Here is a 25,273-nt window from a genome sequence, read left to right on the forward strand (position 1 = left end):
AGCGACGAGCGCAGAACATGGCTCCGTACCGCTGAGACTGGGCAGGGCAACGTCGTGGACCGGGAGGGGTGGGCAGGATCGCTTCGTCACAGTCATCACCCTGAGCACGAGCCGGGGTGTCCGTCGAATGGAGAAGCCATGTCCGTCCTGTCAGCCCTCGTCTCATTCGCCCTCGTCGCGCCACTCGTTGCAGGAGGAGCCTCCGCCCCAGCGACCGCCGGCATCTCGACCGAGTGCTACAACTACATCGGCATCCAGCAACGCGGGGGGTTCGTGGTCGACCGTTTGACCTTGGAGTCGGCGACCGGGACGATCTATCCGCCCGGAACGCAGCTGTGGACGGAAGCGACGAACCTCCCCGTGTTGTCGAACACCCGTGTCCGGTTGAGCGGGCGAGTGCCGATCGCAGAATCGGGACGTCTGAAAGTGAGCGTGTTCTGGGGAGCCCGGGATCTGGTGAGTCCGGAGATCACCTACTGTCCAAACGGACGCACCGCTTGGCTGAGCACCTGGGGGACCGTGTTCTCGCCGCAGATCGGCTGGTCCTGAACGTGGTCTGCCCACCGGTGCGGGTCTTCCTGCGTGCAGTGTCACAGCACGCAGGAGCGGGGTCGTCGCACTCAGAATCCTGCTGACGGCACTGAGGTCGGGAGCATCCGAGTGAGGGCGCCGCCCTGCATCGAATGCTTGGAGGGTCCCGGGGTCGTCCCCTGGCCACTCCCGGGACTCCCTCGTCATCCACACATGAAGGATCAGCGATATGACCATCAGCCAAACTGAGCACTCTGCCCAGATCCCAGCCGCACCAGAGCGAAAGACCGGTCGTCGCCGCGCGTATCTGATGGCCGGCACTGCACTCGCCATCGGTGCGCTGCTCACCGCCGCAGCGTTTACAGACCGCGCGAACATCAACCTCGGTTCTGGCTCTGGCATCGGAGTCGGCGACTGGGACTTCGCCCTGCAGGTTGCCGACGTCGACGAGCTCGGCGCGCCGATCGACGGCAAGTGGATCTCCGCCTCCAGCGCCGACGGAGTCACCTACGCCATCCCCGGTGCGTCGTCCCTCATCCCCGGGACCTCAGGGGCAGTTACGGTGCCGATCCGCAACATCAGCGAGGCAAGCGACGCGATTCTCTCCGTCGGCGTTGAACTGCATGGTGTCGATGCAAGCGACGCGACCCTCGTGGAGCAGCTCCGATTCACTGCTGTTCTCACCGACAGCGACGGTGCCGAGCACACCCTCCTCTCCAACGCCTCGCTCAACCAGGTGACGGCGTCCCCCGTCCTGCTCTCCGCGAACTCGGCCGGTCGAATCACGGTGACCGTGGATCTGCTCCCCACCGCTGATACGAGCGTTCAGGGCAAGACCGCGTCGTTGCGAGCGGTCATCACCGGTATCCAGGCAGAGCAGAAGCCCGCTCGAGCCTGACCGGTCACCAGCCGCGGCGGTGCGTTCGGGTCGCATCGCCGCTCGCCACGGAGCCGTGGCGGAGGGGCGTCGGATTCGGGTCCGACGCCCCTCAGACCTTCCGTCCGTCGACATCGTCGCAAGGAGACCCTGTGCACACCCCAACCACTCGAGTCCGACCGGCGCTCGCCGCCTTCGGCTTCGTTGCAGCCGCTCTCGCGATGACCGGTGCCGCGCTCTTCGAAACGGCAGATCACCGTGTGCTCCTCGACGGAACGGACAACCGCTTCGCGCTGGTGTCCGCGGCCTCCTTCGAACCGGACTGGGCTCCGACGCCGAGTGACTGGCGGAGCGCGAGCATCGAACCGATCGCGCTCGATCTGTCCGCTACGCAGCGGGAACTGCTCGCAACCGGGCAACCCGTGCAACTCGTGATCGCCGCGCGGAATGCAGCGCCCCTCAGCGGCTCCCTCTCCTTGCACCTCAGCCGTCCAGACGGGATGACGGAGTCCGATTTCGCGGCGCTCCGATTCACGGTCGTCGATGGCGACCACACCATGCTCGCCGATACCCCCGGTGATCGTGTCCCGATCCTCCAGTGGGCCGACTCGTTCGACGCCGAGGACGTCAAACAGCTCCGGGTCGCCCTCACCGCGCCCGCCGGTTTCGCATTGCCGGATGGCTCCCCGCTCGTCGACTTCCGATTCGAAGGAGTGAACCGATGACCGCCATCGTTCTCAACCCGGGCCATCCAGCCCGTGGCCGCCTGCCGCGCACTGGACGCGTCCGCGCCGTCCTGGCCTGTGCTGCAGTGTTCGCGATGACTGCAGGGACGACGTCCGCTGCATTCCAGGACACCCGTTCGGTGCAGCTCGGAACGGGGGAGCCAGGCTCGGGCCTCGGCGATCCGCAGGTTCCTCTGCTCTTTCTGCGCGGTGGCGAGAACCGTGAGTTCGAGCTGTCGGAGTCGGTACCGGTGGTTCTGGATCTCGCGCCGAATTCGGCGACATCGATCGGATCGGACGACGAAGTCCTCTTCGCGATGACGCTCCGCACAGCGGAGGGCCATGCCGCCTCCCAGCGCGTGACGTCGACCATCGTCGTGGACGCAGGCGCGCACCGGACGGATCCGGCTCCGTGGTTGCGGATGTCACTCACGCTTCCCGATGGGCGGCAGTTGGTCGGCACCGCGGACGCCATCAACGCGGTCGCGGACCGGACGTTCGTGATCTGCGACAGCGGGTGCACACCGGGCGAGGTTCGTCTCTCGATCGCGCTCGACGACGCTGCGCCGTTCGCCGTCGCAGGAGCTTCGATCGGCGTCAGACTGCAGTTCGCGGGCGAAGCCTTCCACCCCGGTCGCGGTGGTGAACTGTGAGAGGCGGTGGCCTGCCGACGACGGCCCTGCTCACGGCCCTGCTCATCGGCTTCGGCGCTCTGACGACGACCCCGGCCGCCGCAGCGCAGGCCGTCGCGGAAACGGAGCCAACGTCGATCACCGTCCCGGTCCCTGCACCAGGCAACGTCACGACGTGGGTGATGCCTGCCGTCAACCCGTACGCCGATGTGGTGGACGTCACCGTCGAGGCAGCCGTCCTGGGAACGACGGACGCACTACCGCTCACGTTCAGTTTGTTCGATCCCGTCCTGGGCGGATTCGTCGTCGAGGATGTCGTCATCGGGTCCGCGCTCGCCCCCATCCCGGTGGGCCGTCTGGAAGCGGGCGAATCCCGCGACCTCATCGCTCATCTACATCTGTCTGCTGATGCGGGGAACGAATTCCAGGGCGCGTCGCAGTCGATGCTGTTCACGCAATCGTTCGCGACGGTCGGTGCGACAGATCCAGCTGAGACCGAGCGTCCAGGGGGTTCCGTGCCGTCCTGGCTCGCCGAGACGGGTGTCGGCGCCCTCCTGATCCTCGTCGTCGCCAAGCTGCTCGTGGTCATCGGCATCATCGTGTTCGCGAGTCGCCGTCGCCGTCGCGACGATGCCGAAGCGAGTACGTCGATCGTCGCGACCGCCGACTGAGCGTCCACCCCCAAGTACGGAGATCCCATGACTACCCCGCCGAATCACCTGACCCGCACCGGGCTCCTGCGTCGCATCATCCCGCGCACCCGCATCGCCGCAATCCCCCTGCTCCTCCTCGTGCTCTTCGGAGGACTCGGTGTGACGAGTGCAGTGATGACGCAACGCGCGAACGTCAACGTTGCGGGTATCGGGACCGGAAGGTTCGAGCACGGTGTCGTCAGCTCTGCCGGACTCGCGCAGGCCGCATCCGCGGATGCACCCTATGCCCTGTCGGTCGACGGGGCGGAAACGCTGCTCCCCGGTGGTGCGGTGACCGCTGACGTGACGGTGTTCAACAATTCGCCGACAGTGGCGAGCACCCTCGATGTGTTCGTCGAGGCCCGAGGCGACGGCGCAGTCGGTTCGGCGCCCAACATCACCCCACACCTTCGGTTGAGCGTCTTCGACGAGGACGGGACAGTCCTGCTCGACGGTGCCGGAGTCGGAACAGGACTCGACACGAGGGTGCAACTCGCCGCCAGAGGACAGGAGAGCATCCGTCCAGGTGAGGCGTTCCGCGCGGGTGCAGAGGGGAGCGTTCGGACCCTTCGAGTGCAGATCGCATTCGAACGCACAGCCGAATCGGTTCGTCTCGGAGGTGGGCTCGCCGGCCTCGACCTGCGACTGGTGGGCACGAGCACCGTCCCGCAGTAGGTCGATGCCGTCGTCATCCGGCAGCCCGGAGTCCCTCGATTCGTCCGCACGATCTCACGAAAGGTCCTCGATGCTCATCCGTGTCTACCTCAGCGTCCGCTCGGCGATCCTCACGATCGCCGCCATCGTCGGTGTCGTCTCGATCGTCGCCTTCGCCGCAGCAGCAGTGTTCTCCGTCCGCCCGCTCATCGTCATCTCCGGCTCCATGGCGCCCGGGATCCCGACCGGCTCTCTCCTGTTCGCTGCCGACCGTTCAGTCGACGACATCTCCGTCGGAGACATCGTCACCGTCGACCGCCCGGACGGGAGTGGACTCATCACCCACCGCGTCGCGTCCATCGATGAGGCAGACGGGGCCAGATCACTCCACCTCCAAGGGGACGCGAACTCGATTCCCGATCCTGCGCCGTACAGCCAGGCGGTCATGGGGAAGTATCTGTTCTCCATCCCGGGAGCGGGGGACGTCGCCGCGTTCTTCCAGAATCTCCAGGGGTTGCTCATCGGCGGCGCGGCGCTTCTCGGCCTTGTCGCGTTGACCTTGTTCGAGCCGAAACGTCGGTCAGGCGGTGCCGGTTCGTCACCGCGCGTGGGCAGCGCCGACACCACGGAGAGCAGTCGCCGGAGTGCGGCTCCGGCGGGAGGAAACGCGTAGTCGCACCGCTCACCACTCGGAGAACCTCTGGTCGCAGATCTCCGGGATCGTCTGCTTCGTAATCTGAACGACTGGGCTCGCGCAGCGGCACGAACAGTGCCGCAGCGTCGCGGGTCGAGGAAGAGAGGACACGACGTGCGTGAAGCTGAGATCCAACGGGTTATGAGGCTGACCATCGACCGAATGTGCGTCGAGATCGTCGGCGGACACTGGTCCGGCCGGACGGCGATACTCGAGAGCGTCCGGGCGCGATATCAGCAATCGGGCCTCGCGCTGGTGCACGTCCACGGGATCGGCGATCGACTCCCGCTCGACGCCATCCGCCTCGCCGTGGCGGGCACGGTGCGTGCTGCTTCCGCCGCCTCCCAGAGCTCGGCTGCGCTGATGACGCGTCTGATCGAGCTGAAACCGGCAGTGATTCTCGTCGACGACGCGGATCATCTCGACGAGGCATCGTGGACCGTGCTCGAAGCCGTGCACAAGTCCACCGGAATCCCGCTCGCGGTCACCGCACGCCGGTGGGGACGGTCTGGCACGAGCGCCGCTGAGACGACTGCGGCCGCTCGCCTCAGACGGCTGCCGACCCGGGTCACGCTGGAGTGTCTCGATGATGTGGGAGTCCGCGAACTCATCGAGCACCGCATCGGCGGATCCGCCTCCCCGTCACTCGTCGGCCGGGTGTACACCAAATCGGCTGGTATCCCCGGATTTGCTCTGGCCATCATGGACGCTGCCCTCGAAGGCGGCCGTATCCGCGAAGAGGGAAACATCTGGTCCGACGCCCCGGAGCTGTGGTCCAGCGAATTGGACAGCGTGTGTGAGATGCTCCTCTCCACGTTCTGCTCGGAGGTGTGCGAAGCGGTCGAGTTGCTCTCGCTCATCGGAACCGTGGAGTTCGGTCGGGCGCGATCACTGCTCGGACAACCAACCCTCGAGTTGCTCGAAGAACACGGGCTCCTCGCCGTGTACCGCGCTGCACGCACGGTCTGGGTCGCCGTCTGCCCGCCAGGACTCGGGGAATACTTCCGACGCCAGCCGTTGTCCGCTCGAAGCTACCGGATCGGCGAGCGGATCGGCGCGTTCCAAGGGCTCGCCGCTGGCGCGAGGAGGTTCGAACACCTGGCATCCGCGAGCGCAGAGGACACGGGCGCACGTGCACTTCCGTTCATCGCCCGCCGGTTCGCCGAAGCGTTCGACCGTGATGTCCGGTCCAACCGATTCAGCAGCGGCGCACATCACGCGGAACGGCTGCACCTGCAATTGACCACGCTGATCCCGAACGAGCAAGCGGTGGGGCAGACGCCCGTCGCACAGCGGATGTCACCGGAGGAGGAGTTCGAACTCCGATACCTTCGCTCACGATCGGAACTCGCCAAGGGAAGCGACCTCGGCACGTGTCGACGGGCGCTCACGGACGGCCTCGATCCGCGATTCGTCTACGCCGACGCCATCCTGTCGCTCTCCTACGCGATCGGGATGGAACGGGAACGGATCCCATCCGATTACGCCGAGTTCCTGGAACCCCGCGTGGCCGGTCCCGGTCTGAACGGAGCGGTCGCACGCCTCGTCCTCGCCTACGCCCACGTGCTGACCGGGTGCCCGGAGCAAGCACTCGACGTGATCGGGACGCACACCATCGAACCGTCAGCCCTTGCGAGTGAGTTCGAAGTCGTCCATGGCCTCGCGCTCTATGCACTCGGCCGGTTCGAGGAAGCGATCCGCTGGTCCGCTGATCGTGTGGAACGAGCGATCGACGCACTCGATCGAGCCGCGCTCGTCGGCCATTCTTCGGTCATGTTGAGCTCACTGTCGATGTTGGGACGGCACACGGAGGCCATGGCGGCCGGACGACTGATGCTGACCGCGAACCTCGCCGGAGTGCCGGCGCTGTTCGCACCCGACCGAGCGGCGATGCTTGCTCTTGCTGCGCTGGCCATCCGTTTCGACCGTACGAGTGAAGCGGAGGGACTCCTGGATCGAGCACGCCGCGTCCCCGGCCTCAGCGAAGCACTTCCCTTCGGCCAGGTCCAGATGGTCGATGCCGCGCGGCTGATGGTGCACGGGCGTCGAGTCGAGGCGCACAACCAGTTCGTCACCATCGCGAACGACCTCACATCACGCGGCTACCAACTCGCGGCGGACACCGCCACGCTGCTGTCCCTGGCAGCACACTACGACGCCGAGACCGCGCGCCCCTTCCGCAACCGCGCCCAGCTGGTGAGCAGTCCGTTGTCACAGAACTACCTCGAGGCCTGGGAAGCCAGCGCGTACAAGGATCCGGACGCGCTGGCCGAGGTCGCACGGCGGATGCGCTCGATGGCGGCCAACGACGAAGCGGTGCGGATGCTCCTGCAGGCGGTATCGATCCAACGCGCGAGAGGCGCATCGGCGAAAGCGGACGCGCTGCGCACGGAACTCACCGGCTGGCAACGTGCCCGGTACGCGGAAGGGGGCCGTGCACATGACATCTTCCCGCCGGAGCAGAGCCTGACGCCACGAGAACACGAGGTTTCGCGGTGTGTTGCCGAGGGCCTGTCCAACGCGGCGATCGGCGAGCGGATGGGCATCAGCGTCCGGACCGTCGAGACGCATCTGCGCAACGTCAAACGCAAGATCGGTGTGCTGCTGCGCGAAGACATCGCCTCGTTCGGCACCACCGAGTCGACGACCGCGCGGACCCAGCGAGGTGGAGCGTGAGAGACGCCGGCATTCGCCGGACCGTGGCCGTTCTGGCGGATGGGCTGCTGTGGATCACCGCGATCGGAGGCGCAATCAGCCTGATTCTCGCGGTGGCCATGGTGGCGACGGGAACGTCGCTCATCCTCTACACGGGCGGATCGATGGCGCCGACGATCGAACGCGGCGCCGTCACGGTCACGCAGCAGGTCCGAGCCGACGAGGTACGGGTCGGGGACGTCCTCACCGTCGACCGTCCTGGGCAGCATCCGATCAGCCATCGCGTCACGAGCGTGTCGGAGATCGCAGGCACCGCGATGTCCTCGATCACGATGCGTGGTGATGCCAATGGACGCGACGACGATGAGATGTACGTGATCTCGACCGCCCGACGGCACCTGTTCACGGTGCCGATCTCCGCGCACACCCTTGTAGCGGTGCTCGCGTCTCCGTTCACCTGGGGCCTGATCGTCACGGGACTTGTCGGCTTCCTGGTCATCACGGTTCTCCGGCGGCGCAGAGCGCGACGGATGCCAGCCGTCTTGGCTCCGTACAGCGTGACTGACACCGGGCGCCACGGCTGACGCCGAGGCGGAGCACACGTCGCAGACGGGGAAGAACTCCGCCGATCCACGAACAATCGGCGCGTAGATGCCTCCCACCGACGAGTCGGGCACGTGCTCGCCGTCCAAGCTGATGGCGTCCTCTGACCATGGGCTTCGATCAACGTGACGGAGCCGCAGAGGGCATCGATCGAAAGCGAGCGACGAATGACCGGAACGCGATACCCCCCCCTCAGCAGCAACCATCCCAACGGCATCGACAGAGTCGCACAGCGCGAGTCGTGATGAGTGCCGGTCTCCTCCTCGGCGTCGGGATCATCGGGACGCTTGCAGCCTGGAACGCGACGCTGCACCTGAAGAGCCCGTTCGATTGGGATGCTTCAGGCATCGGACCCGTCGACCCCGCCACCCCTGGAGTGCTGGTCTCCTCCTCGGCAACCCCTGACACCTGGCTGTCACCAACCGACCCGCAGCTGCCCGCTGATGTGCTCGACCGGCTCGAGTTCGTCCACACCCCGAATGCCGCGGCGGAGCTCACCTCGTTCCAGATGCGCCTGAACGATGAGGCGATCACTGCAGGGGGCTCCGTCGAGGTGAACCTTCGCGCGTCAGCGGTCGACGGCCGCATCGACGGACAAGACGGGCCGTTCCCGAATTTCGCGGATCGCTTCTCGGGACGGATGTGGGTGCAGGACGCGAACACGAGCTGCACCGACAGCAGCACCCAAGAGTGGCGAGACCTGGGCGAAGCTGAAACCCGCGTGGTCGTCTCTCCCGACGTTCCGCAGCGCACGGTGTGCTTCGGCGTGATGATGAGCTTCGACACCGGTACCTCGGACAGTGCACAGGGACATACCGGCACGGGCGCGTTCGCCCTGACAGTGGAGGCGAGCAAGCATGACTGAGCCGAGTCCCTCCCTCACCCGGGACGTTTCGGGGTTCCCGTCCGTGCGACGGGCGCGTTGGAGCCGGAAGGCTCGGCTTGTGATGAGTTTCGCGCTCGTTCTGGGGCTGGGCGTCATCTCGACGCTCGCGGCGTGGAACGCTTCAGTGTTCCTCCGCAGCCCATTCTCCTGGGACGCATCCTCGCTCGTACCGGATCCGGAATCGGAACCAGGGTTGGAAGTGTCCTCGTCCGGCCGGCCAGGTGTGTGGCTGCAGGCACCTGACGCACAGGTCCCGGCTGACATCCTCGGGCGACCGATGTTCCGCGCCACACCTCTCGGAACGCTCGGGCGCTTCGTCCAGCAGTCGTTTCAGGTGCGGCTGAACGCGGCAGCAGTCGAAACAGGCGATCACACAGTGGTCGAGCTGGCGCTCAACGCTGCGGATGGCGAGATCGCGGGAGCAGCCGGCCCTGAGCGCGTCGAGATCGAACGCATGATGGCGAGCGCGGTCTGGTGGATGCCGGCGGACAGCGAATGCGGAGCGAACCCGTCCGGAAAGTATCAGCGGCTCGTCCACGGCCTCTTCCGCTCGGTGCGGCTGAGCGCCGACGACCCGCAACGCACCGTGTGCGTCGAATCCTTCCTGATGGTGGAACCCTCGCAGGAGTCGATCGTCGGCGGAAAACACGGCACCGCCGCGTTCACACTGCAGCTGATCGCATCGCAGGTCGACTAGCGAGCGAGTGCGTCATGCACGCGATGTCCGAGGGGCGGCCGTTCAGGAAAGGACGCCCCCCGGATTCGCCATCGTTCACGAGAGCCGAATCGGACGGCCTGTTAGTGGAAGCTCGCGACATCGTTCCGGTCGATCGCACCCGTTTTGCGTCTGATGTTGTTGATGTGGCTCTCAACGGTGCGAACACTGATCACCAGCCGAGACGCGATCTCCCCGTTGCCCAGCCCGCCGGCGATCAATCCGACGATCTCCGACTCGCGGGCTGTGAAACCGTAGCGTCGGTCCTGGCGACCTCCGGAGGCCCTGTTCTCGACGTCGTCGGCGAGCGATCTCGCGCGAACACGTGCCGTTCTGCTCCCGTCGTCGTCGCCCAGCTCGCGGAACATTCGCGCAGCAACGGTGAAGTGCCGCATCGCTTCCGTTTCGGCACCGAGCTCTCGCAGGGCGCCGGCGCACTGGAGCACACGGTGAGGTTCCCCGAGGAGCGCAGCGTGCCGCGCATCGAGCATGGTCGTGTAGAGCGAACCACCGGTACGCTCTGCGCGCTCACGGAACTGTGACGCGATGTCGTCGTCGTACTCGAGGCTGAGCGCGATCATCGTCGCGACGTCACCCGCGAAACGGAATCCGTCTGCGCGGAGGCTTGTCGCCAGCCGATGGGTCTCGGCAGCGCCGCTGGCGTAGTCGCCCTCGAGCGCCACCAACGCGGCCCTCGTGCCAGCACCCGTACCGGCCGGCAACGCGTCACTTGAGCCGTGAATCTGTTCGGCGTGGGTGTACAGACCTTCGGCGGCCAGAAAACGGCCGGCCCGTGCTGCGGCGACCGACATGAGATACCGCAGTGCGCGATCCGGTGCGAAGGCGAGGCCGGCAGCGCTCACCCCGGTTCCCATCGCGATCGTCGAGGCGGCGATGGCTTCATCGAACTGCCCAAGCGCGCACCGCGCCAGAGCGGTCACGTAGCTGAAGGCGACGAGGCTCTGGCGATCGAGTCGCGCGATCGCGGTCGTGACACCAGCATCGGCCGCCAGGATAGCTGCCGAGAAATCACCTGATGCGTACAGGGCGAGAGCGTGCGCGGCTTCTGCCGATCCGTGCGGCAGGAAGGCCAGGTCCGCTTCTGACATCTGGAGCAGATCCAATGCTTCGGCCGCGTCACCTCGGAGCACGCGCGCGATTCCGAGCCAGAGTCGGGCGAGTGCGCCTGCCGGTCCGTCACCGTCGATGCGAGAACCGAGCGTCCGCTCCACGTCCGCTGGCACTCCAGTGGTCTCCATCCGTACCGCATAGCGCAGCACCCAGAGTGCGTCGTCGAGTTGCCCGGCCCAAGGGTCGCGCGGGGATGGCGCCGACGTGTCCGCGCTCGTCAAGACCTCGAGGACCTCGTTGAGCTCAGCGCCTTGTGACAACAACCAGCGGGCATGCGCCCACCGGAACCGGATGTCGATCGTCACCGGGGCGGCCCCGCGTGCAGTACCCGTGAGAATGGCCTCGATCTCCTCAGGATCCTGATCACCCGACAGGTGGAGTTCGAGGAGGAATGAAGCATTCGCGGGCGTCGGAGCAACCGACCACGAGTGGCGTGCAGCGGCCAGCCGGATTCGATGATCTTCCGAGAACATCCGAATGACGAAGGGTACGTCGAGATCAGAGCTCTCGTCGCTCGGATTGGGCAGGGCACTCGACCAACGCTCAAGCACATCTCCGGCATCCGGAGTCGACGCGCTTTCGAGGGCGGACATCATCTGATCGGTGAGGCGGGCGCGCCGGATGGACGGGGGCTGGTGGTGGAAGTAATCGCCGAGTCCAGGCGGGTTCACTCCGACGAGCGTCTGTCCGCCGATTGTCATGATCTTGACGAGCGCGTGAGCTTCGAGCTCCTCCAGCGACTCCGCACCGAGGAGCGTGATGGCGGTCGGGAGCAGCACGGCACCGGCGAGAGCCAGCATCTCGACGGACTTCCTCGTCTGATCCGGGTAACTGCTGAGCAGAGACTCGTATGCGCTGTTCAGACTGTCGGACCAGAAGTCCTTCGCGGTGTCTGCGCCTCCGTTGCCGAACTCGCGGACGAGTCCGCCGGCGACCGCGGCGTCGAAGAGCACGACGGCGAATCCGGGAATTCCACCTGACTTGGCGTGCAGCAGACCAGTCACTGCGGGGGAGAGCTGGTGGCCGGCGCGATGCTCGAGGAGGTCGTGGATGGCATCGAGCCGCAACTCGGTCAAGGGGATGCGGACCGACGGCTGGGCGAAACGAATGATCGAGCGCGGGGCGAGTGCGTCCGCGTCTCCCGGACGGTGGAGCGTCGAGGTGAGGAGCGGTGTGCCAAGCGTCCTGTGCACCGCTTCCAGAACGGACCACGATGCGTCGTCGACCGTGTCCGCGTCGTCGACGACGATGACGGTCCCCTGATCCGTCGCGATCTCCAGGAGGTGGTCGAGTACCTCACCGCTACGGGCTGCGCCCGATGTCGCGATCTGGCTGCGCATCCGCGCGGGCAACGAGATCCGGACGGCTTCGAGTGGAGTCTCCTGTCCGATCCCCCGCACGGTGATGAGGTTGACGCCGATGGTGGTGAGCGACTGGTGCACCGCCCTGAGCAGGGTGGTGCGTCCGGACCAGCGAGTTCCCACGAGCTCGACGCTCGTCCCGTCAGAGAGGAGCTGCGTCGTCCGTTTTGCCTCTGCTTGCCGTGCGAACATACGTCCGAGCCTCCCACCAAGCGTTGCGTATCCCTCAGCATAGTGACCCGGGTCCCACCGGCCGGCGCTGGTCCAATCGCTCGATGTGCTCATCCATCCACAGTGCACGTCGGTGCGTTCCCCCGCAGACGAGACCGCCGAAACTGCGTGTGGGCGCGCAGAACATGCGTGCGTGGCCGGACTTCTGCTTGGGAGCGGCTTCCGGGCTGTTCACGGGCGTTCAGGACGACCGGATGCCCTCCTCGGCCGGAACAGGGGCGGGAGCAGGGGCGGGAGCAGGGGCGGATCTGGGTATCAGGGAACTGGGTATCAGGGATCTGGGTATCAGGGAACTGGGAGATCAGGAAGTGGGAGCCCCGAAGTTCGCCAGGAGGGGGTCCGCTCCGATGCGACCGGGGGAGGTGAGGGCCGTGATCGACGCGAGTTCCACATCGCTCAGGGTGAAGTCGAACACGTCGATGTTCTCCAGGATGCGGGCCTCGGAGGTCGACTTCGGGATGACGACGAGCCCGTTCTGCAGGTGCCAGCGGATGACGACCTGCGCGGGCGACGCGCCGTGCGTCGCCGCGATCGCCCCGATGACCGGATCGGTGAGGACCGTGTTCGGCTTGCTCGCAGGCCCCCAACCCGAACCGCTCGTCCCGCCCAGCGGACTCCATGACGTCACGACGATGCCCAGCTCGGCGGCGACCGCACGCAGTTCGAGCTGCGGGAAGCCGGGGTGCAGCTCGATCTGATTGACCGCCGGTGTGGTGAGCCCGGCATCCTGCAACAGCTGCAGATGACGCACTTCGAAGTTGCTCACGCCGATCGCCTTGGCCTTACCGTCAGCCTTGATCTGCTCGAATGCACGCCAGGTGTCGACCAGACGCGCGTCGTCGAGGAGCGGCCAGTGGATGAGGAACAGGTCGACGGCCTCCAGGCGCAGGTTGTCGAGGCTGCGGTCGATCGCCCGGAGTGCCCGGTCGTAGCCGTGGTCGGGGTTGTTGAGCTTCGTCACGACGAACACGTCGTCGACGGCCCGGCCGGACTCGGCGATGCCACGCCCGACGCCACGCTCGTTCTCGTACCCGGCGGCCGTGTCGATCATCGGGTACCGGGCGGTTTCGAGGGCGAACCGGACGGTCGACGCGGCCTCCTCCTCGGAGAGCTGCCAGACGCCGAGGCCGATGGCCGGCATCGCCGCACCGGTGTTGAGCGTGATCGTGGGGAATGCGGTCATGGGGTCTCCTGCTGGGTCGGGCGAGGACATCGGCCCGATTCTACGTTTTCGGTTCGAACGGAATGTGACGAAGAGTTACTGCGGCGATGCGGCGACCGCCCGCCCAACCGTCCAGCTGAACGGCGGCGGTGTTCCGTTGACGGACCAGTCGCCGACGGTGCGCGCCTTGTAGATCCACGGATTGTGGGAGATGACCGTGCGGGCGTTCCGCCAGTGCCGGTCGAGACCGTGTGATCGGCTGACTGCCGAAGCGCCGAGGGTGTCGAACAGGCTCGTCGCCGCAGTGGGGACGAGCGCGGACAGGGAGACCTGCGCCGCAGCCGAGGCGATCTCCGCCGTCGTGTAGACATCGGTCTCGTCGTGCGTCAGACCGATGAGCGCCGCGAGATGGGCCGCCTGGACCCGATCCGCGACGGCTGCGACGGTCGACTCGACGACGAACGCGGTCGATGCGATCTCGCCGGCGACCGCGAGAATCTGCGGATCCTCGCGGGTCAGCGGCCCGTTCCCGTGGCTGTAGACCCGCTTTCGGGCACGGATGTGTTCGCCGGCGTCACGCTCCACGGCTTTCGCGATGCCCGCGAGGACGCTCAGCAGCACCAGCTGGAAGAGCGACGTCTGATACGGGAACCTGGCGTCGAGCAACCGGATCTCGCCCTCGTCGACGAGCACATCGTCGAACACGATGCTGCCTGTCCCGGTGAGCTGCTGGCCGAACCCGTCCCAGTCGTCCGAGATCGTGATCCCTGTGCTCTCCGCGCGGACGAGGACCGAGACCTCGGTGCCGTCGGTCTCATTGTGGGCGATGACATCGATCCAGTCCGCATAGATGCTGCCGGTCGTGTAGAACTTGCGGCCGGACAGCAGCCAACCGGCGTCCGTCCGCACGAGCCGCGTCTGCGAGGTCCAGAGCGCAGCCGCACCGACCTCGCTCCAGGCGTTGCCGACGACCTCGCCGGCCGCGAACCGCTGCAGCCAGGCGTCGCGGGCCGCCGAGGGGAGCGCGACGAGCTGGTCCTCGACGAACGCGATGTGTCCGCGGAAGATCTGCGGGAGGTTCGCGTCCACAGCGCCCAACTCGATCAGCACGGTCGTGAACTCGCCGATCGTGAGTCCGGAACCGCCGTCGGCGACGGGGACGCGGAGCCCCGCGAACCCGGCCTCGGAGAGTTGACGGACGGCATCGTGGGGGAGGTCGTAACGCTGCTCACGGCCGACGGTGTCCTCCGCGATCCGCGCAAAGACGGGTCGCAGCCGGGCGAGGGCGGTGTCGAGACTCGAGGGTTCAGACATCGGCCGCACCCGTCCATCGATGCGCCGACGCCGGATGTGTGTCCGGCAGGAGCGGCCCGGCTCCGGGGAACAGCCGCTCGCGCAGCGTCTCGCCCGGTTCGTACGCCGTGCGGTAGGCGCCGCGCGCCTGCAACTCGGGGACGAGGAGTTCGACGACGTCGCGGAAGCTGCCCGGGGAGACGAACTGAACGATGTTGAAGCCGTCGATGTCGGTTCGTTCCTGGATCTCCTGCAGTCGGTCGGCGACCTGGGCGGCCGTTCCGACGATGAGGAACTCGTCCTGCTCCGGGTCCGAGAGGACCTCGAGCACCTGGGCCGCGTGGCGTCGTCCGCCGTCGGTGATCTGCGCCAGGTACCCCTGCGAGTGCCCGGCGACGTTCGAGAGATCACCGGACTCGGCGGCCGCGGCAGCTGAGAGGTCGACGCCGGCGATACCGGAGTGGTGCACGAGATACCCCACCGAGTCCCGGTAGGAGAGGAGGTCGGCCTTCTTCCGGGCGGCGTCCTCCTCGGTCTCGCCGATGATGAGGTTCACCTGGAGGAACACGCGGTGTGCGTCCCGTCCGCGACCGGTCGCCTCCGCTCGGGTGCGCAGATCGGTCACGTAGTCCGCGACATCGCGCTCGGACTGCGACGCCACGAAGACGGCCTCCGCATGCCTGGCCGCGAAGTCCTTGCCCGCGGCGGAGGTCCCGGCCTGGAAGATCACGGGCGTGCGCTGGCGGCTCGGCTCCGACAGGTGCGGCCCAGCGACCGTGAAGTACGTGCCGTCGTGACAGACGTCGTGCACCTTCGACGGTTCGGCGTAGACGCGACGTTCGCGGTCGCGCACGACCGCATCGTCCTCCCACGATCCCTCCCACAGCTGGTACGAGACGTCGAGGAACTCGTCGGCGATGCCGTAGCGGTCGGAACTCGCGCCGCGTTCTGCGGCGCCGGCGTTGATCGCGGCATCCGGCAGGTAGCCGGTCACGACGTTCCAGGCGAGACGGCCCTTGCTCAGGTGGTCGAGGGTCGACAGGCGGCGGGCGTTCGCGTACGGCTGTTCGTAGGTGGTCGAGACGGTGACGGCCATGCCGAGGTGCTCGGTGACGGCGAGCATCGCCGGGATCACGAGGAACGGATCGTTGTTCGGGATCTGGATGCCGCGCTCGACCGCGGCGTCACGGCTGCCGCCGTACACGTTCGAGGTGCCGAGGACGTCGGCCAGGAAGATCGCGTCGAAGAAGCCGCGTTCGAGCAGTCGTGCCGTTTCCAACCAGTACTCGATGTCGAGATACCGTTCGCGTTCGTTCTCCGGGTGGGTCCACAGCCCGTGACTGATGTGGCTGACGGTGTTCATCTCGAACCCGTTGAGGTGGATCTGCCGAGTCACGGTGCTCGCTCTCTGTCGTCTTCCGGGAAGGTCGGGTGCCCGGGCGCTGACAGCATATGCAGCGATGTCGGCGCGGCCAGAACCCGGGTGAACGGCTCATTTGCTGCATCGTTACGACAAATGTCGACGGTTTCAGCGGCGGATTCGGCCATCTGCGTATGGTTGCGGCGGTTTCCCCAACCACGTCACGGCACCGGCTGAACACCGCAGCAGCACGAGCGGCAAAAAGCAGATCCAGCCGACCACTCAGCAGTACCGGTCGGAGCGCATCGTGTGCGCTCCACCGGTTCCCGCCGCGACGACCCGACCCCGAGCACCGACATTCACGCGACCCGTCGCGTTGGAAGGAACACATGTCCGCCACTTTCCGCAGGCTTGTCGTCGGCGCTTCTTTACTGGGCCTCACTGTGGGCCTGGCCGCTTGTGCAACACCGGCAAGCAGCAGCGGTGAAGCAGGCTCCGATGCGAAGTCGATCATCATCGTCGTCCCGACGACCGTCGCAGGCGACAACTTCATCGCCCTCGCGGCAGAAGGCGCCAAGGAGGCCGGCAAGAAGTCCGGCGCGAGCGTCAAGGTCTACGAATCCAACAACGATCCGCAGCTCATCCAGCAGAACATCGACGCGGCCGTGCGGACGAAGCCCGACCTCATCATCGGTGTGAGCTACTCCGTCCAGGAACAGCTGGAGAGCGCGGCGAAGTCCGACCCGAAGCAGCAGTTCCTGCTCGTCGACCAGGCCGCGTCGGTCACCCTGCCGAACCTGTCGAGTGTGGTCTTCAAGGAGTACGAAGCCGCCTACCTCGTGGGCGTCGAAGCGGGACTCCTCACCAAGACGAACAAGATCGGCGTCGTCGGCGCGGTCGACTCGCCGTTCATCCACCGCTGGATCGACCCGTACTTCGCCGGTGCGAAGAGCGTCAACCCGGCCGTCGAGACGAGCGCGCAGTACGTCGGCGGCGACAACCCGTTCGGTGACGTCGTCCGGTCCAAGGCGCAAGCGCAGATCCTCGCCGGCAACGGCGTCTACCTCATCCAGGCAGCGTCCTCCGGCGGCAACGGCGGCACCTTCGAGGCCGCCAAGGAGAACAGCATCCACGCGTTCGGCGTCACCACCAACCAGTGCCCCGATGCTCCAGGAACCGTCATCGACAACAACATCAAGCGGGTGGACGTCGGCATCGTCGACGCCGTCGCGCAGATCTTCGCCGGCAAGACGGGCGGCCTCAAGGTCTACGGTCTCGCCGAAGGCGGTGTGAGCGTCACGGCGCTCGACCCGGACGTCGCGAAGTCGCAGTGCCTCATCGCAGATCACCCCGACGTGATCGCGAAGGTCAAGGAGATCAAGGACGAGATCGTCTCGGGCAAGATCGTGGTGCCCGACCCGCTGGCCGCGGGATGACCCATCCGGAGAACCCTGCTGCAGCGACGCCGGCGTCCGGCGTTGCGGGAACGGTCGCAGTAGCTCTCTCCGGGATCACCAAGAGGTTCGGTGCCGTCGTGGCGAACGACGGCATCGACCTCGTGGTGCCGACCGGCACCGTGCACGCCGTGATGGGTGAGAACGGCGCCGGGAAGTCGACGCTGATGTCGATCCTGTTCGGGCTGACCCAACCCGATGCCGGACAGATCACCGTCGAAGGCGCTCCGGTGCGGTTCGCGGGAGCTGCCGACGCCATCCGGGTCGGCCTCGGGATGGTGCACCAGCACTTCCGGCTCGTCGACGAGTTCACCGTCGCCGAGAACGTCGTCTTCGGTGCTGAACCGCGACGGTTCGGGCTCATCGACCGGCGCGCCGCGGCCCGTCGTGTGCGGGAACTTGCCGATCGGTTCGGGCTTGAAATCGATCCAGAAGCCCGTGTCGACACCCTCTCCGCCGGTGTGCGGCAGCGGGTGGAGATCCTGAAGGCGTTGCATCGCGACGCCCGCATCCTCATCCTCGACGAGCCGACGGCGGTGCTCACGCCCAACGAGGTGACGGCGCTGTTCACCGTCATCCGTCGGGCGGTCGACGAGGGCACGACCGTGCTGCTCGTGACGCACAAGATCCAAGAGGTTCTTGCGATCTCCGATGCCGTGACCGTGCTGCGCGGCGGACGGGTCACCGGTCGCTTCCGCACGGCCGACACGAACGCGACCGAACTCGTGCACGCCATGACGGGCCGTGAGGTCCTGGAGGTGCGCAACACCGGAACGGCCGAGCTCGGTGACATCGTGTTGCAGGTCGAGGGCCTCGTGGTGGGCGATGGGCGCACCGATCGGGTGCGCGACGTCTCGCTCGAGGTCCGCGGCGGCGAGATCCTCGGCATCGCCGGGGTGTCCGGCAACGGCCAGCACGAACTCGTGGCCGCGATCCTCGGCACCCAGCGGGTGTCATCCGGTCGCATCAGCCTCCTCGGCGAGGACGTCACCACCCTGCCAGTGTTCCGTCGTCGTGGCATCGGCCTCGCCGTCATCCCGGAGGATCGTCGGGGCGAAGGACTCGCGGTCACGATGACGATCGCGGAGAATCTCTCGCTCGGCCATCACCGGACACCGCCGCTCGGTGCGGACTCCGGTCTGCGACGCGGATGGCTGTCCCCACGGGCGGTCAAGGCGTGGTCGAAGGAACTCGCAGCGGCGTACGACGTGCGGACGCCGTCGACCGCTGTGCCGGCCGGATCGCTGTCCGGCGGCAACGCGCAGAAGGTCGTCCTCGCGAGGGAACTCACCCACAACGCACCCCTCCTCATCGCTGAGCAACCCACGCAGGGGGTCGATGTCGGCGCGATCGAAGCGATCCACGAACGCCTCCTCACCTACCGCTCGAAGGAGCACGCCGTGCTGCTCGTCTCCCACGAGATCTCCGAACTGCAAGCCCTCGCCGACCGCATCGCGGTGATGCTCGACGGCCGGATCGTCGCCGTCCTCGATCGCGATGAAGCCACCAACGAACGCCTCGGAGCCGCGATGTCGGGGGTCGCGCTGTGAGCGGGCGTCTCGATGAGCGGGCTGGGGCTGGGGGTGCTGGGGGTGCTGGGGCTGGTGCTGCTGCCGGTGCTGCCGGTGCGCAGGTTCCCGTGAGCGGTCCGGGCGGTTCGACCCGCTCGAATCTCCTCGCCCGCGCCGCCCGGCATCCGTCCACAGTGCCGATCGCCGCTGTGCTCCTCGCGCTCCTGATCGGCGCCGGCATCATCGCCGCCGCCGGGTACAGTCCGGTCACCGCGTATTCGGCGATCCTGACCGGGGCCCTCGACCCTGGCAACCTCGACTACACGATCTCCACCTGGGGCTACATCCTTGGGATGGCGCTCGCCGCAGCGATCCCGTTGCGGATGGCCGAATTCAACCTGGGCGGCAACGGTCAGTTGGCGCTGGGCGGCATCGTCGCGGTCGTCGTGGCGAGCCTCCCAGGACTGCCCGGCCCCGTCGCCGTCATGGCAGCGCTGGTGGCCGCGGTCGTCGTGGGGGCCGCGTTCTCGGCCATCGCAGCGCCGCTCGCGACGCGATTCGGAGTGCCCGTCATCATCTCGACGCTGATGCTGGCGCCCGTCGGCGTCGCCATCGCCTCGTTCCTCGTCCGCTACCCGCTCGCCGAGCCGGGATCGCCCGTCGCGCAGACGCCGACCGTGCCCGTCGCGGCCCAGCTCCTGCCGCTCGGCGAGTTGCGGTACACGAACGTCGGGCTGCTGATCCTCATCGCGGCGCTTGTGCTGTTCTGGTTCGTTGACACGAGGACCTCCGTCGGGTTCGAACTGCGCGTCGCCGGAACCAACCGGACGTTCGCCGCGTACGGCGGACTGCGTGCCGGACGACTCACACTCGGTTCGATGTCGTTCGCCGGCGCGGCCGCAGGGCTCGTCGGTGCGGTCATCGTGCTGTCGCCGCCCTACCGGTTCATCGACGGTGCACTCATCAGCCCCGGCTACACGACGGCCGGTATGGCCGCGGCGTTCCTCGCCGGTGGCAGGCCGGCACTCCTGCCCATCACGGTCGCGCTGTTCACGATCCTGCAGGTCGGCGGACCGGCGATGCAACGCGACGCCGGCATCCCCGGGCAGTTGTCGACCGTGATCCAGGGGGTCGTCATCGTCGTCCTGGCGTTGCGGACCGTCATCGCGCGTGTCCAGGCCGGACGGGGGGACAGCTGATGCAGATCTTCGCGCACGTCTTCGAATGGAGTTTCGTCGCAGCCGTCCTCCTCGCTGCGACGCCCATCATGTATGCGGCACTCGCCGGTGCGCTCAGCGCGCAGGCCGGGGTGTTCAACATCGCGCTCGAAGGGCAGATGCTGTGGGGTGCGTTCGCGGCGGTCGTCGCGAGTCATCTGAGCGGGAATCCGTGGGTGGGCGTCCTCGCCGCGATCGTGACGACCGCCGTGTTCTCCGGCATCCTCGCGATCGGCTCCGCCTGGCTGCGGGCGGACCCGATCATCATCGCGATCGGCACCAACCTGCTCGCACTCGGCCTGACGAGCTTCCTGCTCGGGGCGATCTTCAACGCCGCCGGGACGTTCGCACCGGCCGGGTTGCAGGGGCTGCCGAAGCTGAGCGGACTGAAGGGCATCCCAGTCGTCGGCGAGATCTTCGGGACGCAGACGATCCTGGTGCCTTTGTCGCTGGTGCTCATCGTCGTCGTCGGCGTGTGGTTGCTGGTCACACCCCTCGGGTTGCGGGTGCGCGGCGTCGGCCTGCACCCGGAGGCGGCATCGAGTCTCGGTGTCAATGTGCGGCGATACCGGACGATCGTGGTGCTCGTCGGGGGTGCACTGTGCGGACTCGCGGGTGCGCAGCTGTCGCTCGGCAACGTGACGATGTTCGGGGAGAACATGTCGGCCGGACGTGGCTGGATCGCTGTCGCCGCCGTCATCCTCGTATCGAGCCGGCCGCTGTGGTTGCCGCTCGCGTGCCTCGGATTCGGGGCGGCGGAGGCCATCGGCTTCCACCTGCAGGGCGCCGGTGCTCCGCAACAGCTGACCGATGCTGCACCGTACGCGATCACCCTCATCGTGATCGTGTTGGCGGGGATCGGGCGCAAGCGTGACGGTTCCGACGGTTCGGGTGGTGGTCGGTCTCGCCCGCGGGCCCTGAGCGTGTCGAGGGGTGCTGGCCCGGCTGATCCCGGACCCCGGTCCCTGAGCTCGTCGAAGGGCCCTGGTGCAGCTGATCCCGAAACCCGGTCCCTGAGCTTGTCGAAGGGCCCGAAGGACGCTCTCACATCCACCGACCCCACAGCGGCGCACACATGACCGGCGACCACGGGCCCGATCCCCACACCGCCCGGTCGACCCAGGAATCCGCATCCGTCTCGCCACCCTCCCCGTCCGTCGCCTCCCCGTCCGCCGCCACCCCGCTCGTCGCCATCGCGCGCTTCACCCCGCTGCCCGAGGCGTACGACCGGGTGTTCGCCGCGCTTGAACGGGTGACGATCGCGACGCACGACGAACCCGGATGCATGCTGCTCGCGCTCCACACCACGCCGAACGGTCAACTGATCCAGATCGGCAAGTGGGAGTCGCTCGACCTCTGGACGGCACACGGCGATGCGCAGTCCGTTCAGAATCTGAACCGGGAGATCGAGGGGCTACTCGCCGTCCCGCGGGAGATCATCCGATTGTCACCCGTCGCCGTGGGGGATGCGCGCGGGTTGCTGTGAACGCCTCACCCGAAGCAAACGCCTCAGTCGAAGCAACCGTGCTGCCTCGTGCAGCCTGAGAGGAACACCATCGTGACTGTGAACATCGCATCGTCGAGTCCTGACTCGGCGAACACTGCGTCGTCGGGCCCCGCCTCCGTGGGCGCCGCGTCGCCTCGGCAGGCCGCCAGCTACTGGCGGGGGAATGCGAGCGACGACGAACTCGCCTACTGGGGTGGCATCGCCGAGGAGGTCGCGCGTGCGCTCGCCGTCGACGTCCTCGAACGTGATCGGGCCAACCTCGATCCGACCGCGGAGCTCGATCTGCTGCGCGACACCGGGCTGGTGACGCTGCTCGATCCGGTCGAGTTCGGCGGTGGAGGTGGGCACTGGGAGAGTGCGTTCCTTGCGATCCGGGTGCTGTCGCGGGTGGACGCATCGATCGCGCAGGTCCTCGCGTATCACTACTTCAATGCGGGGGCGATCGGATTCGCGGTCGCGCCGGAGGAGCAGGAGCGCTGGTATCGGCGGACGATTGCCGGGCGTTGGGTGTGGGGCGATTCGGTCAATCCGGTCGATCCGTCCCACGAACTGGTGCCGGACGGCGTCGGCGGGTATCGCTTGAGCGGGACGAAACGGTTCTCGACCGGGGCGTCGGCCGGTGATGTGATCCTCGTGAACGGCATCGTCCGCGGTGGCGACCTCGACGGGAAGATCCTGTCGATCGTGGTCGATCACGATGCAGCCGGCGTCGAGTTCCTCGGTGACTGGGATGCGCTCGGGCAACGGTTGTCGGCCAGTGGGGCGGTTCGATTCACCGATGTTGTGGTGTCGCGTGAGGACGTCCTCGGTGAGATCGGAGGCAGCAGCTTCTCCGACCTCATCACCCCTGGGATTCAACTCGCATTCAGCAACCTGTATCTGGGTGTTGCCGAGGGGGCTCTGGCGAAGGGTGTCGAGCTGATTCGTGCGCGTCGGAACTCGTGGTTCCTGAGCAGTGCGGAGCGGTATCGCGATGATCTGTTCGTGCAGCGGGTGGTCGGGGAGTTCGTGTCGCGGATCGCTGCCGTGGAGGCGTTGGCCGATCGGGTCGGACGGGTGTACGCATCGGCGGTATCGCGGGGATTCGAGGTCACGGCCGAGGATCGGGGAGCGGTCGCGATCGAGGTCGCGAAGGTGAAGGTCGTGTCGACCGAGGTCGGTGTCGAGGTGGCGAATCGCATCTTCGAGGTCACCGGGTCGAGTTCGGCGACGAGTGCTGTCGGGTTGGATCTGTTCTGGCGGAATGTGCGGACGCACTCGCTGCATGATCCGGTCGATTTCAAGAAACTCGAAGTCGGGGCGTGGGAGCTCAACGGTGCTCTCCAGCCGGTGTCGCTCTACACCTAGGAGTCCGGTCGCTGAGCGTCTGGCCCGGTCGCTGAGCTTGTCGAAGCGCCCTTCGACAGGCTCAGGGACCGGGGCACGCGGTGTTGTCGGGAGCCCTTCGACGGGCTCAGGGTCCGGGGCACGCGGTGTTGTCGAAGCGCCCTTCGACGGGCTCAGGGACCGGGGTTCACCGTTTTGGTGGCTGGGTGGGTGAGGCGTCCGCCTCGCCTGGGGGTTCTGGCGGGGTCGACGTGTGGCGGTGGGATGAACCAGGGGATCGTGTCTCGGACGCGTATGCCCCAGCCGTCGGCGTGGACGCGGTGATGGTGGTGTGAGCACAGCAGGATTCCGTTGTCGAGATCGGTGCGACCACCGGTGGACCACCATCGGATGTGGTGGGCTTGGGTGTAGCACGGCGGGTGGGGGCAGCCGGCCCACGCGCATCCGCCGTCACGTTCGACCAAGGCGGTTCGTTGTCCTGCTGTGAACAGTCGTCGTTTTCGTCCGAGGTCCAGGACCTCGGAGGGGCCGGTGAGGATTTCGGGGATGAGGTTCGCATCGCCCGCGAGTCGGCGCACCGTGGCTGCGCTGACGGGTTCCGTGACACCGTCGATGAATGCTGCACCGATGCCATCGCGGAGGTCCTCGTACTGCATCCGCACGACGATGTTCACTGGTGCCAGTTCGTTCCCTGCCCGGTCGCAACCGGCAGCGTGCCGACACACGTCCACGAGCGCATCGACGCGGCGTTGCTCGATCGTGCGGCATTCCGGCATCACCGCACCCGCATCCGAACCGTCCACAGAAACGCCGTCCCCGGGCACACCATCCGCAGCAACTCCGACCCCAGCGACATCTCCCGTGTCGTTCAGACGGCAGCTTAGGGGCGGCGGATTGTCGTCTGCGGTGCCCGAGGGAGACGATGTTCCGCCACGCGCGGGGGTGGTCTCGGGGGTCGGGCTGAGTGCTGGGTTGCGCAGGCCCGCCGTGACGCCGGCGTCGATCGCGCCGCGGACCCACATCGCGGATTCCGGGTCGAGGACCGCGGTCAACTTCGTCATCCCGTCAGCGCCCTCCACGATCCGCAATGACCGCAACCGCCGCAACCGGTCATCCCGCGGCTCCACCCCGTCCTGATCCAGCAGGGTCCGCATCCGCACCGCCAAGACACGCACATCCTTCAACGGCGCACCGGCGGCGAATGACACGAGCGACTGCTCGGCCTCGACCAGTGTGCCCGGGTCCGACAGCCGCCCCACCGCACGCAACTCCCGCACGATCGACGCAGCCCCATCCACCGTCAGCACCACGCCACGAGTCCAAGCATCAGCGCGAGCATCGGCATCGGTCCCATCCGTGTCGCTGTCGGTCGCTTCCGGGTCGGTCGTGTCGGTATCGGTCGTGTCGGCGCCGGTCCGATCGGTGTCGGGATCGTCACCGGCTTCACCAGGCTGGGCGCTCCCCGGCTGGATCGCGGCAGCGACGGCGGGGAACGCCGGGTCGAGCACCTCGCCGAACAGCGACGTCCGCGGTGCGATGGCGGTCCCGACATCCACCAGGACTGCGGCGCGACCGGTAAGCACACGCCACCGGTCACAGATCATCGCGACCGCTGACGCATACCCGAGCGACTTCGCCAACCCTTCAGCACCACGCTCCTTCCCCGAGCGGGAGGCCAGCGCACCAGCGACCTCCGCCTCCAACGCATCGAGGGCGTGCTGCAACGCACCCATCCGATCACACACCCGCGTCAGTCCGGCATCCGACATCGACGCCAAGGACGCGCCCGCGGCGTCGCCGCCATCACGACCACCCGCGCACGCCGGCAACGCACCCGACCACTCGCGCGCGACGTCGGTCAACGCGAACTGGATGGCCGCCAGCACCGCAGGAGGTGCGGCATCAGCCGATCCTGCTGGAGTGAACGCGATTGTGGTGGACATGAAACGATCATCGCATCACCCACTGACACTCCAACGACCGATGAATATGCGGTCTCATCAGGCAATTTGCGAGACGCGTGTTGCGTACAATCCGCAACACGCGGTGCTCAAAG

23 protein-coding genes are annotated in these 25,273 nt (G+C 67.1%); 17 read left to right on the plus strand and 6 right to left on the minus strand.

Annotated elements, in window-relative coordinates:
- Nucleotides 1–138 precede the first annotated feature (138 nt).
- The 11 genes from ACL9RL_RS13110 to ACL9RL_RS13160 all read left to right on the plus strand — a co-directional run bounded on the left by ACL9RL_RS13110 (nucleotide 139) and on the right by ACL9RL_RS13160 (nucleotide 9,646).
- Nucleotides 139–549, plus strand: coding sequence for a hypothetical protein (locus tag ACL9RL_RS13110; protein WP_422780711.1), 411 nt, complete (start codon nucleotides 139–141; stop codon nucleotides 547–549).
- Between the two features lie 211 nt (nucleotides 550–760).
- Nucleotides 761–1,429, plus strand: coding sequence for a hypothetical protein (locus tag ACL9RL_RS13115; RefSeq protein WP_422780712.1), 669 nt, complete (start codon nucleotides 761–763; stop codon nucleotides 1,427–1,429).
- 131 nt (nucleotides 1,430–1,560) lie between these two features.
- Nucleotides 1,561–2,133 carry a hypothetical protein gene (locus ACL9RL_RS13120; RefSeq protein ID WP_422780713.1) on the plus strand — a complete coding sequence of 191 codons (573 nt, stop codon included), beginning with the start codon at nucleotides 1,561–1,563 and terminating at the stop codon, nucleotides 2,131–2,133.
- Nucleotides 2,130–2,786 (plus strand): hypothetical protein, encoded by a 657-nt coding sequence (locus tag ACL9RL_RS13125; protein WP_422780714.1) that lies wholly within the window; start codon nucleotides 2,130–2,132, stop codon nucleotides 2,784–2,786. Before ACL9RL_RS13120 ends, ACL9RL_RS13125 begins: the two co-directional genes overlap by 4 nt.
- A complete protein-coding gene (locus ACL9RL_RS13130; RefSeq protein WP_422780715.1) occupies nucleotides 2,783–3,436 on the plus strand; it encodes a hypothetical protein in 654 nt (217 codons plus the stop codon). Before ACL9RL_RS13125 ends, ACL9RL_RS13130 begins: the two co-directional genes overlap by 4 nt.
- Before the next feature lie 27 nt (nucleotides 3,437–3,463).
- On the plus strand, nucleotides 3,464–4,132 hold the full coding sequence (locus ACL9RL_RS13135; protein ID WP_422780716.1) for a hypothetical protein: 669 nt from the start codon (nucleotides 3,464–3,466) through the stop codon (nucleotides 4,130–4,132).
- Nucleotides 4,133–4,202: 70 nt separating this feature from the next.
- Nucleotides 4,203–4,784, plus strand: a complete 582-nt coding sequence (locus ACL9RL_RS13140) for a signal peptidase I (RefSeq protein WP_422780717.1) — start codon at nucleotides 4,203–4,205, stop codon at nucleotides 4,782–4,784.
- Between the two features lie 162 nt (nucleotides 4,785–4,946).
- Nucleotides 4,947–7,481, plus strand: coding sequence for a LuxR C-terminal-related transcriptional regulator (locus ACL9RL_RS13145; RefSeq protein ID WP_422780718.1), 2,535 nt, complete (start codon nucleotides 4,947–4,949; stop codon nucleotides 7,479–7,481).
- Complete coding sequence (locus ACL9RL_RS13150) at nucleotides 7,478–8,044, plus strand: signal peptidase I (RefSeq protein ID WP_422780719.1); 567 nt, start codon at nucleotides 7,478–7,480, stop codon at nucleotides 8,042–8,044. The genes ACL9RL_RS13145 and ACL9RL_RS13150 overlap by 4 nt, the downstream gene beginning before the upstream one ends.
- Nucleotides 8,045–8,307: 263 nt before the next feature.
- Entirely contained in the window at nucleotides 8,308–8,928 is a 621-nt protein-coding gene (locus ACL9RL_RS13155) for a hypothetical protein (RefSeq protein ID WP_422780720.1), read from the plus strand.
- A gap of 82 nt (nucleotides 8,929–9,010) precedes the next feature.
- The gene (locus tag ACL9RL_RS13160; RefSeq protein ID WP_422780721.1) at nucleotides 9,011–9,646 is read left to right on the plus strand and encodes a hypothetical protein; all 636 of its coding nucleotides are present in this window, start codon (nucleotides 9,011–9,013) and stop codon (nucleotides 9,644–9,646) included.
- A 101-nt stretch (nucleotides 9,647–9,747) separates the two neighbouring features.
- On the opposite strand, the gene ACL9RL_RS13165 is transcribed toward ACL9RL_RS13160, so the two are convergent.
- The 5 genes from ACL9RL_RS13165 to ACL9RL_RS13185 form a co-directional block, all read right to left on the minus strand.
- Nucleotides 9,748–12,348, minus strand: coding sequence for a LuxR C-terminal-related transcriptional regulator (locus tag ACL9RL_RS13165; protein WP_422780722.1), 2,601 nt, complete (start codon nucleotides 12,346–12,348; stop codon nucleotides 9,748–9,750).
- A gap of 340 nt (nucleotides 12,349–12,688) precedes the next feature.
- Complete coding sequence (locus ACL9RL_RS13170) at nucleotides 12,689–13,570, minus strand: aldo/keto reductase (RefSeq protein ID WP_422780723.1); 882 nt, start codon at nucleotides 13,568–13,570, stop codon at nucleotides 12,689–12,691.
- Between the two features lie 75 nt (nucleotides 13,571–13,645).
- Nucleotides 13,646–14,863, minus strand: coding sequence for an acyl-CoA dehydrogenase family protein (locus tag ACL9RL_RS13175; protein WP_422780724.1), 1,218 nt, complete (start codon nucleotides 14,861–14,863; stop codon nucleotides 13,646–13,648).
- Complete coding sequence (locus ACL9RL_RS13180; protein ID WP_422780725.1) at nucleotides 14,856–16,238, minus strand: NtaA/DmoA family FMN-dependent monooxygenase; 1,383 nt, start codon at nucleotides 16,236–16,238, stop codon at nucleotides 14,856–14,858. Before ACL9RL_RS13180 ends, ACL9RL_RS13175 begins: the two co-directional genes overlap by 8 nt.
- Complete coding sequence (locus ACL9RL_RS13185) at nucleotides 16,235–16,390, minus strand: hypothetical protein (RefSeq protein ID WP_422780726.1); 156 nt, start codon at nucleotides 16,388–16,390, stop codon at nucleotides 16,235–16,237. Before ACL9RL_RS13185 ends, ACL9RL_RS13180 begins: the two co-directional genes overlap by 4 nt.
- 201 nt (nucleotides 16,391–16,591) lie before the next feature.
- Here ACL9RL_RS13185 and ACL9RL_RS13190 point away from each other — a divergent pair, with 201 nt between their 5' ends.
- From ACL9RL_RS13190 to ACL9RL_RS13215, 6 genes are all read left to right on the plus strand, one after another.
- Nucleotides 16,592–17,638 (plus strand): BMP family ABC transporter substrate-binding protein, encoded by a 1,047-nt coding sequence (locus ACL9RL_RS13190; RefSeq protein WP_422780727.1) that lies wholly within the window; start codon nucleotides 16,592–16,594, stop codon nucleotides 17,636–17,638.
- Nucleotides 17,635–19,206, plus strand: a complete 1,572-nt coding sequence (locus tag ACL9RL_RS13195) for an ABC transporter ATP-binding protein (protein WP_422780728.1) — start codon at nucleotides 17,635–17,637, stop codon at nucleotides 19,204–19,206. Before ACL9RL_RS13190 ends, ACL9RL_RS13195 begins: the two co-directional genes overlap by 4 nt.
- The gene (locus ACL9RL_RS13200; protein ID WP_422780729.1) at nucleotides 19,203–20,366 is read left to right on the plus strand and encodes an ABC transporter permease; all 1,164 of its coding nucleotides are present in this window, start codon (nucleotides 19,203–19,205) and stop codon (nucleotides 20,364–20,366) included. The genes ACL9RL_RS13195 and ACL9RL_RS13200 overlap by 4 nt, the downstream gene beginning before the upstream one ends.
- The gene (locus ACL9RL_RS13205) at nucleotides 20,366–21,463 is read left to right on the plus strand and encodes an ABC transporter permease (RefSeq protein WP_422780730.1); all 1,098 of its coding nucleotides are present in this window, start codon (nucleotides 20,366–20,368) and stop codon (nucleotides 21,461–21,463) included. The genes ACL9RL_RS13200 and ACL9RL_RS13205 overlap by 1 nt, the downstream gene beginning before the upstream one ends.
- On the plus strand, nucleotides 21,460–21,870 hold the full coding sequence (locus ACL9RL_RS13210; protein WP_422780731.1) for a putative quinol monooxygenase: 411 nt from the start codon (nucleotides 21,460–21,462) through the stop codon (nucleotides 21,868–21,870). Before ACL9RL_RS13205 ends, ACL9RL_RS13210 begins: the two co-directional genes overlap by 4 nt.
- 72 nt (nucleotides 21,871–21,942) lie before the next feature.
- Nucleotides 21,943–23,238 (plus strand): acyl-CoA dehydrogenase family protein, encoded by a 1,296-nt coding sequence (locus tag ACL9RL_RS13215; RefSeq protein ID WP_422780732.1) that lies wholly within the window; start codon nucleotides 21,943–21,945, stop codon nucleotides 23,236–23,238.
- 152 nt (nucleotides 23,239–23,390) lie between these two features.
- Here ACL9RL_RS13215 and ACL9RL_RS13220 read toward each other — a convergent pair whose 3' ends face one another.
- Nucleotides 23,391–25,160 carry a DUF222 domain-containing protein gene (locus ACL9RL_RS13220; protein WP_422780733.1) on the minus strand — a complete coding sequence of 590 codons (1,770 nt, stop codon included), beginning with the start codon at nucleotides 25,158–25,160 and terminating at the stop codon, nucleotides 23,391–23,393.
- Nucleotides 25,161–25,273: the final 113 nt, after the last annotated feature.

It is taken from the genome of Plantibacter sp. Mn2098 (assembly GCF_049319745.1).
In the GTDB taxonomy this organism is placed as follows: Bacteria; Actinomycetota; Actinomycetes; order Actinomycetales; family Microbacteriaceae; genus Plantibacter.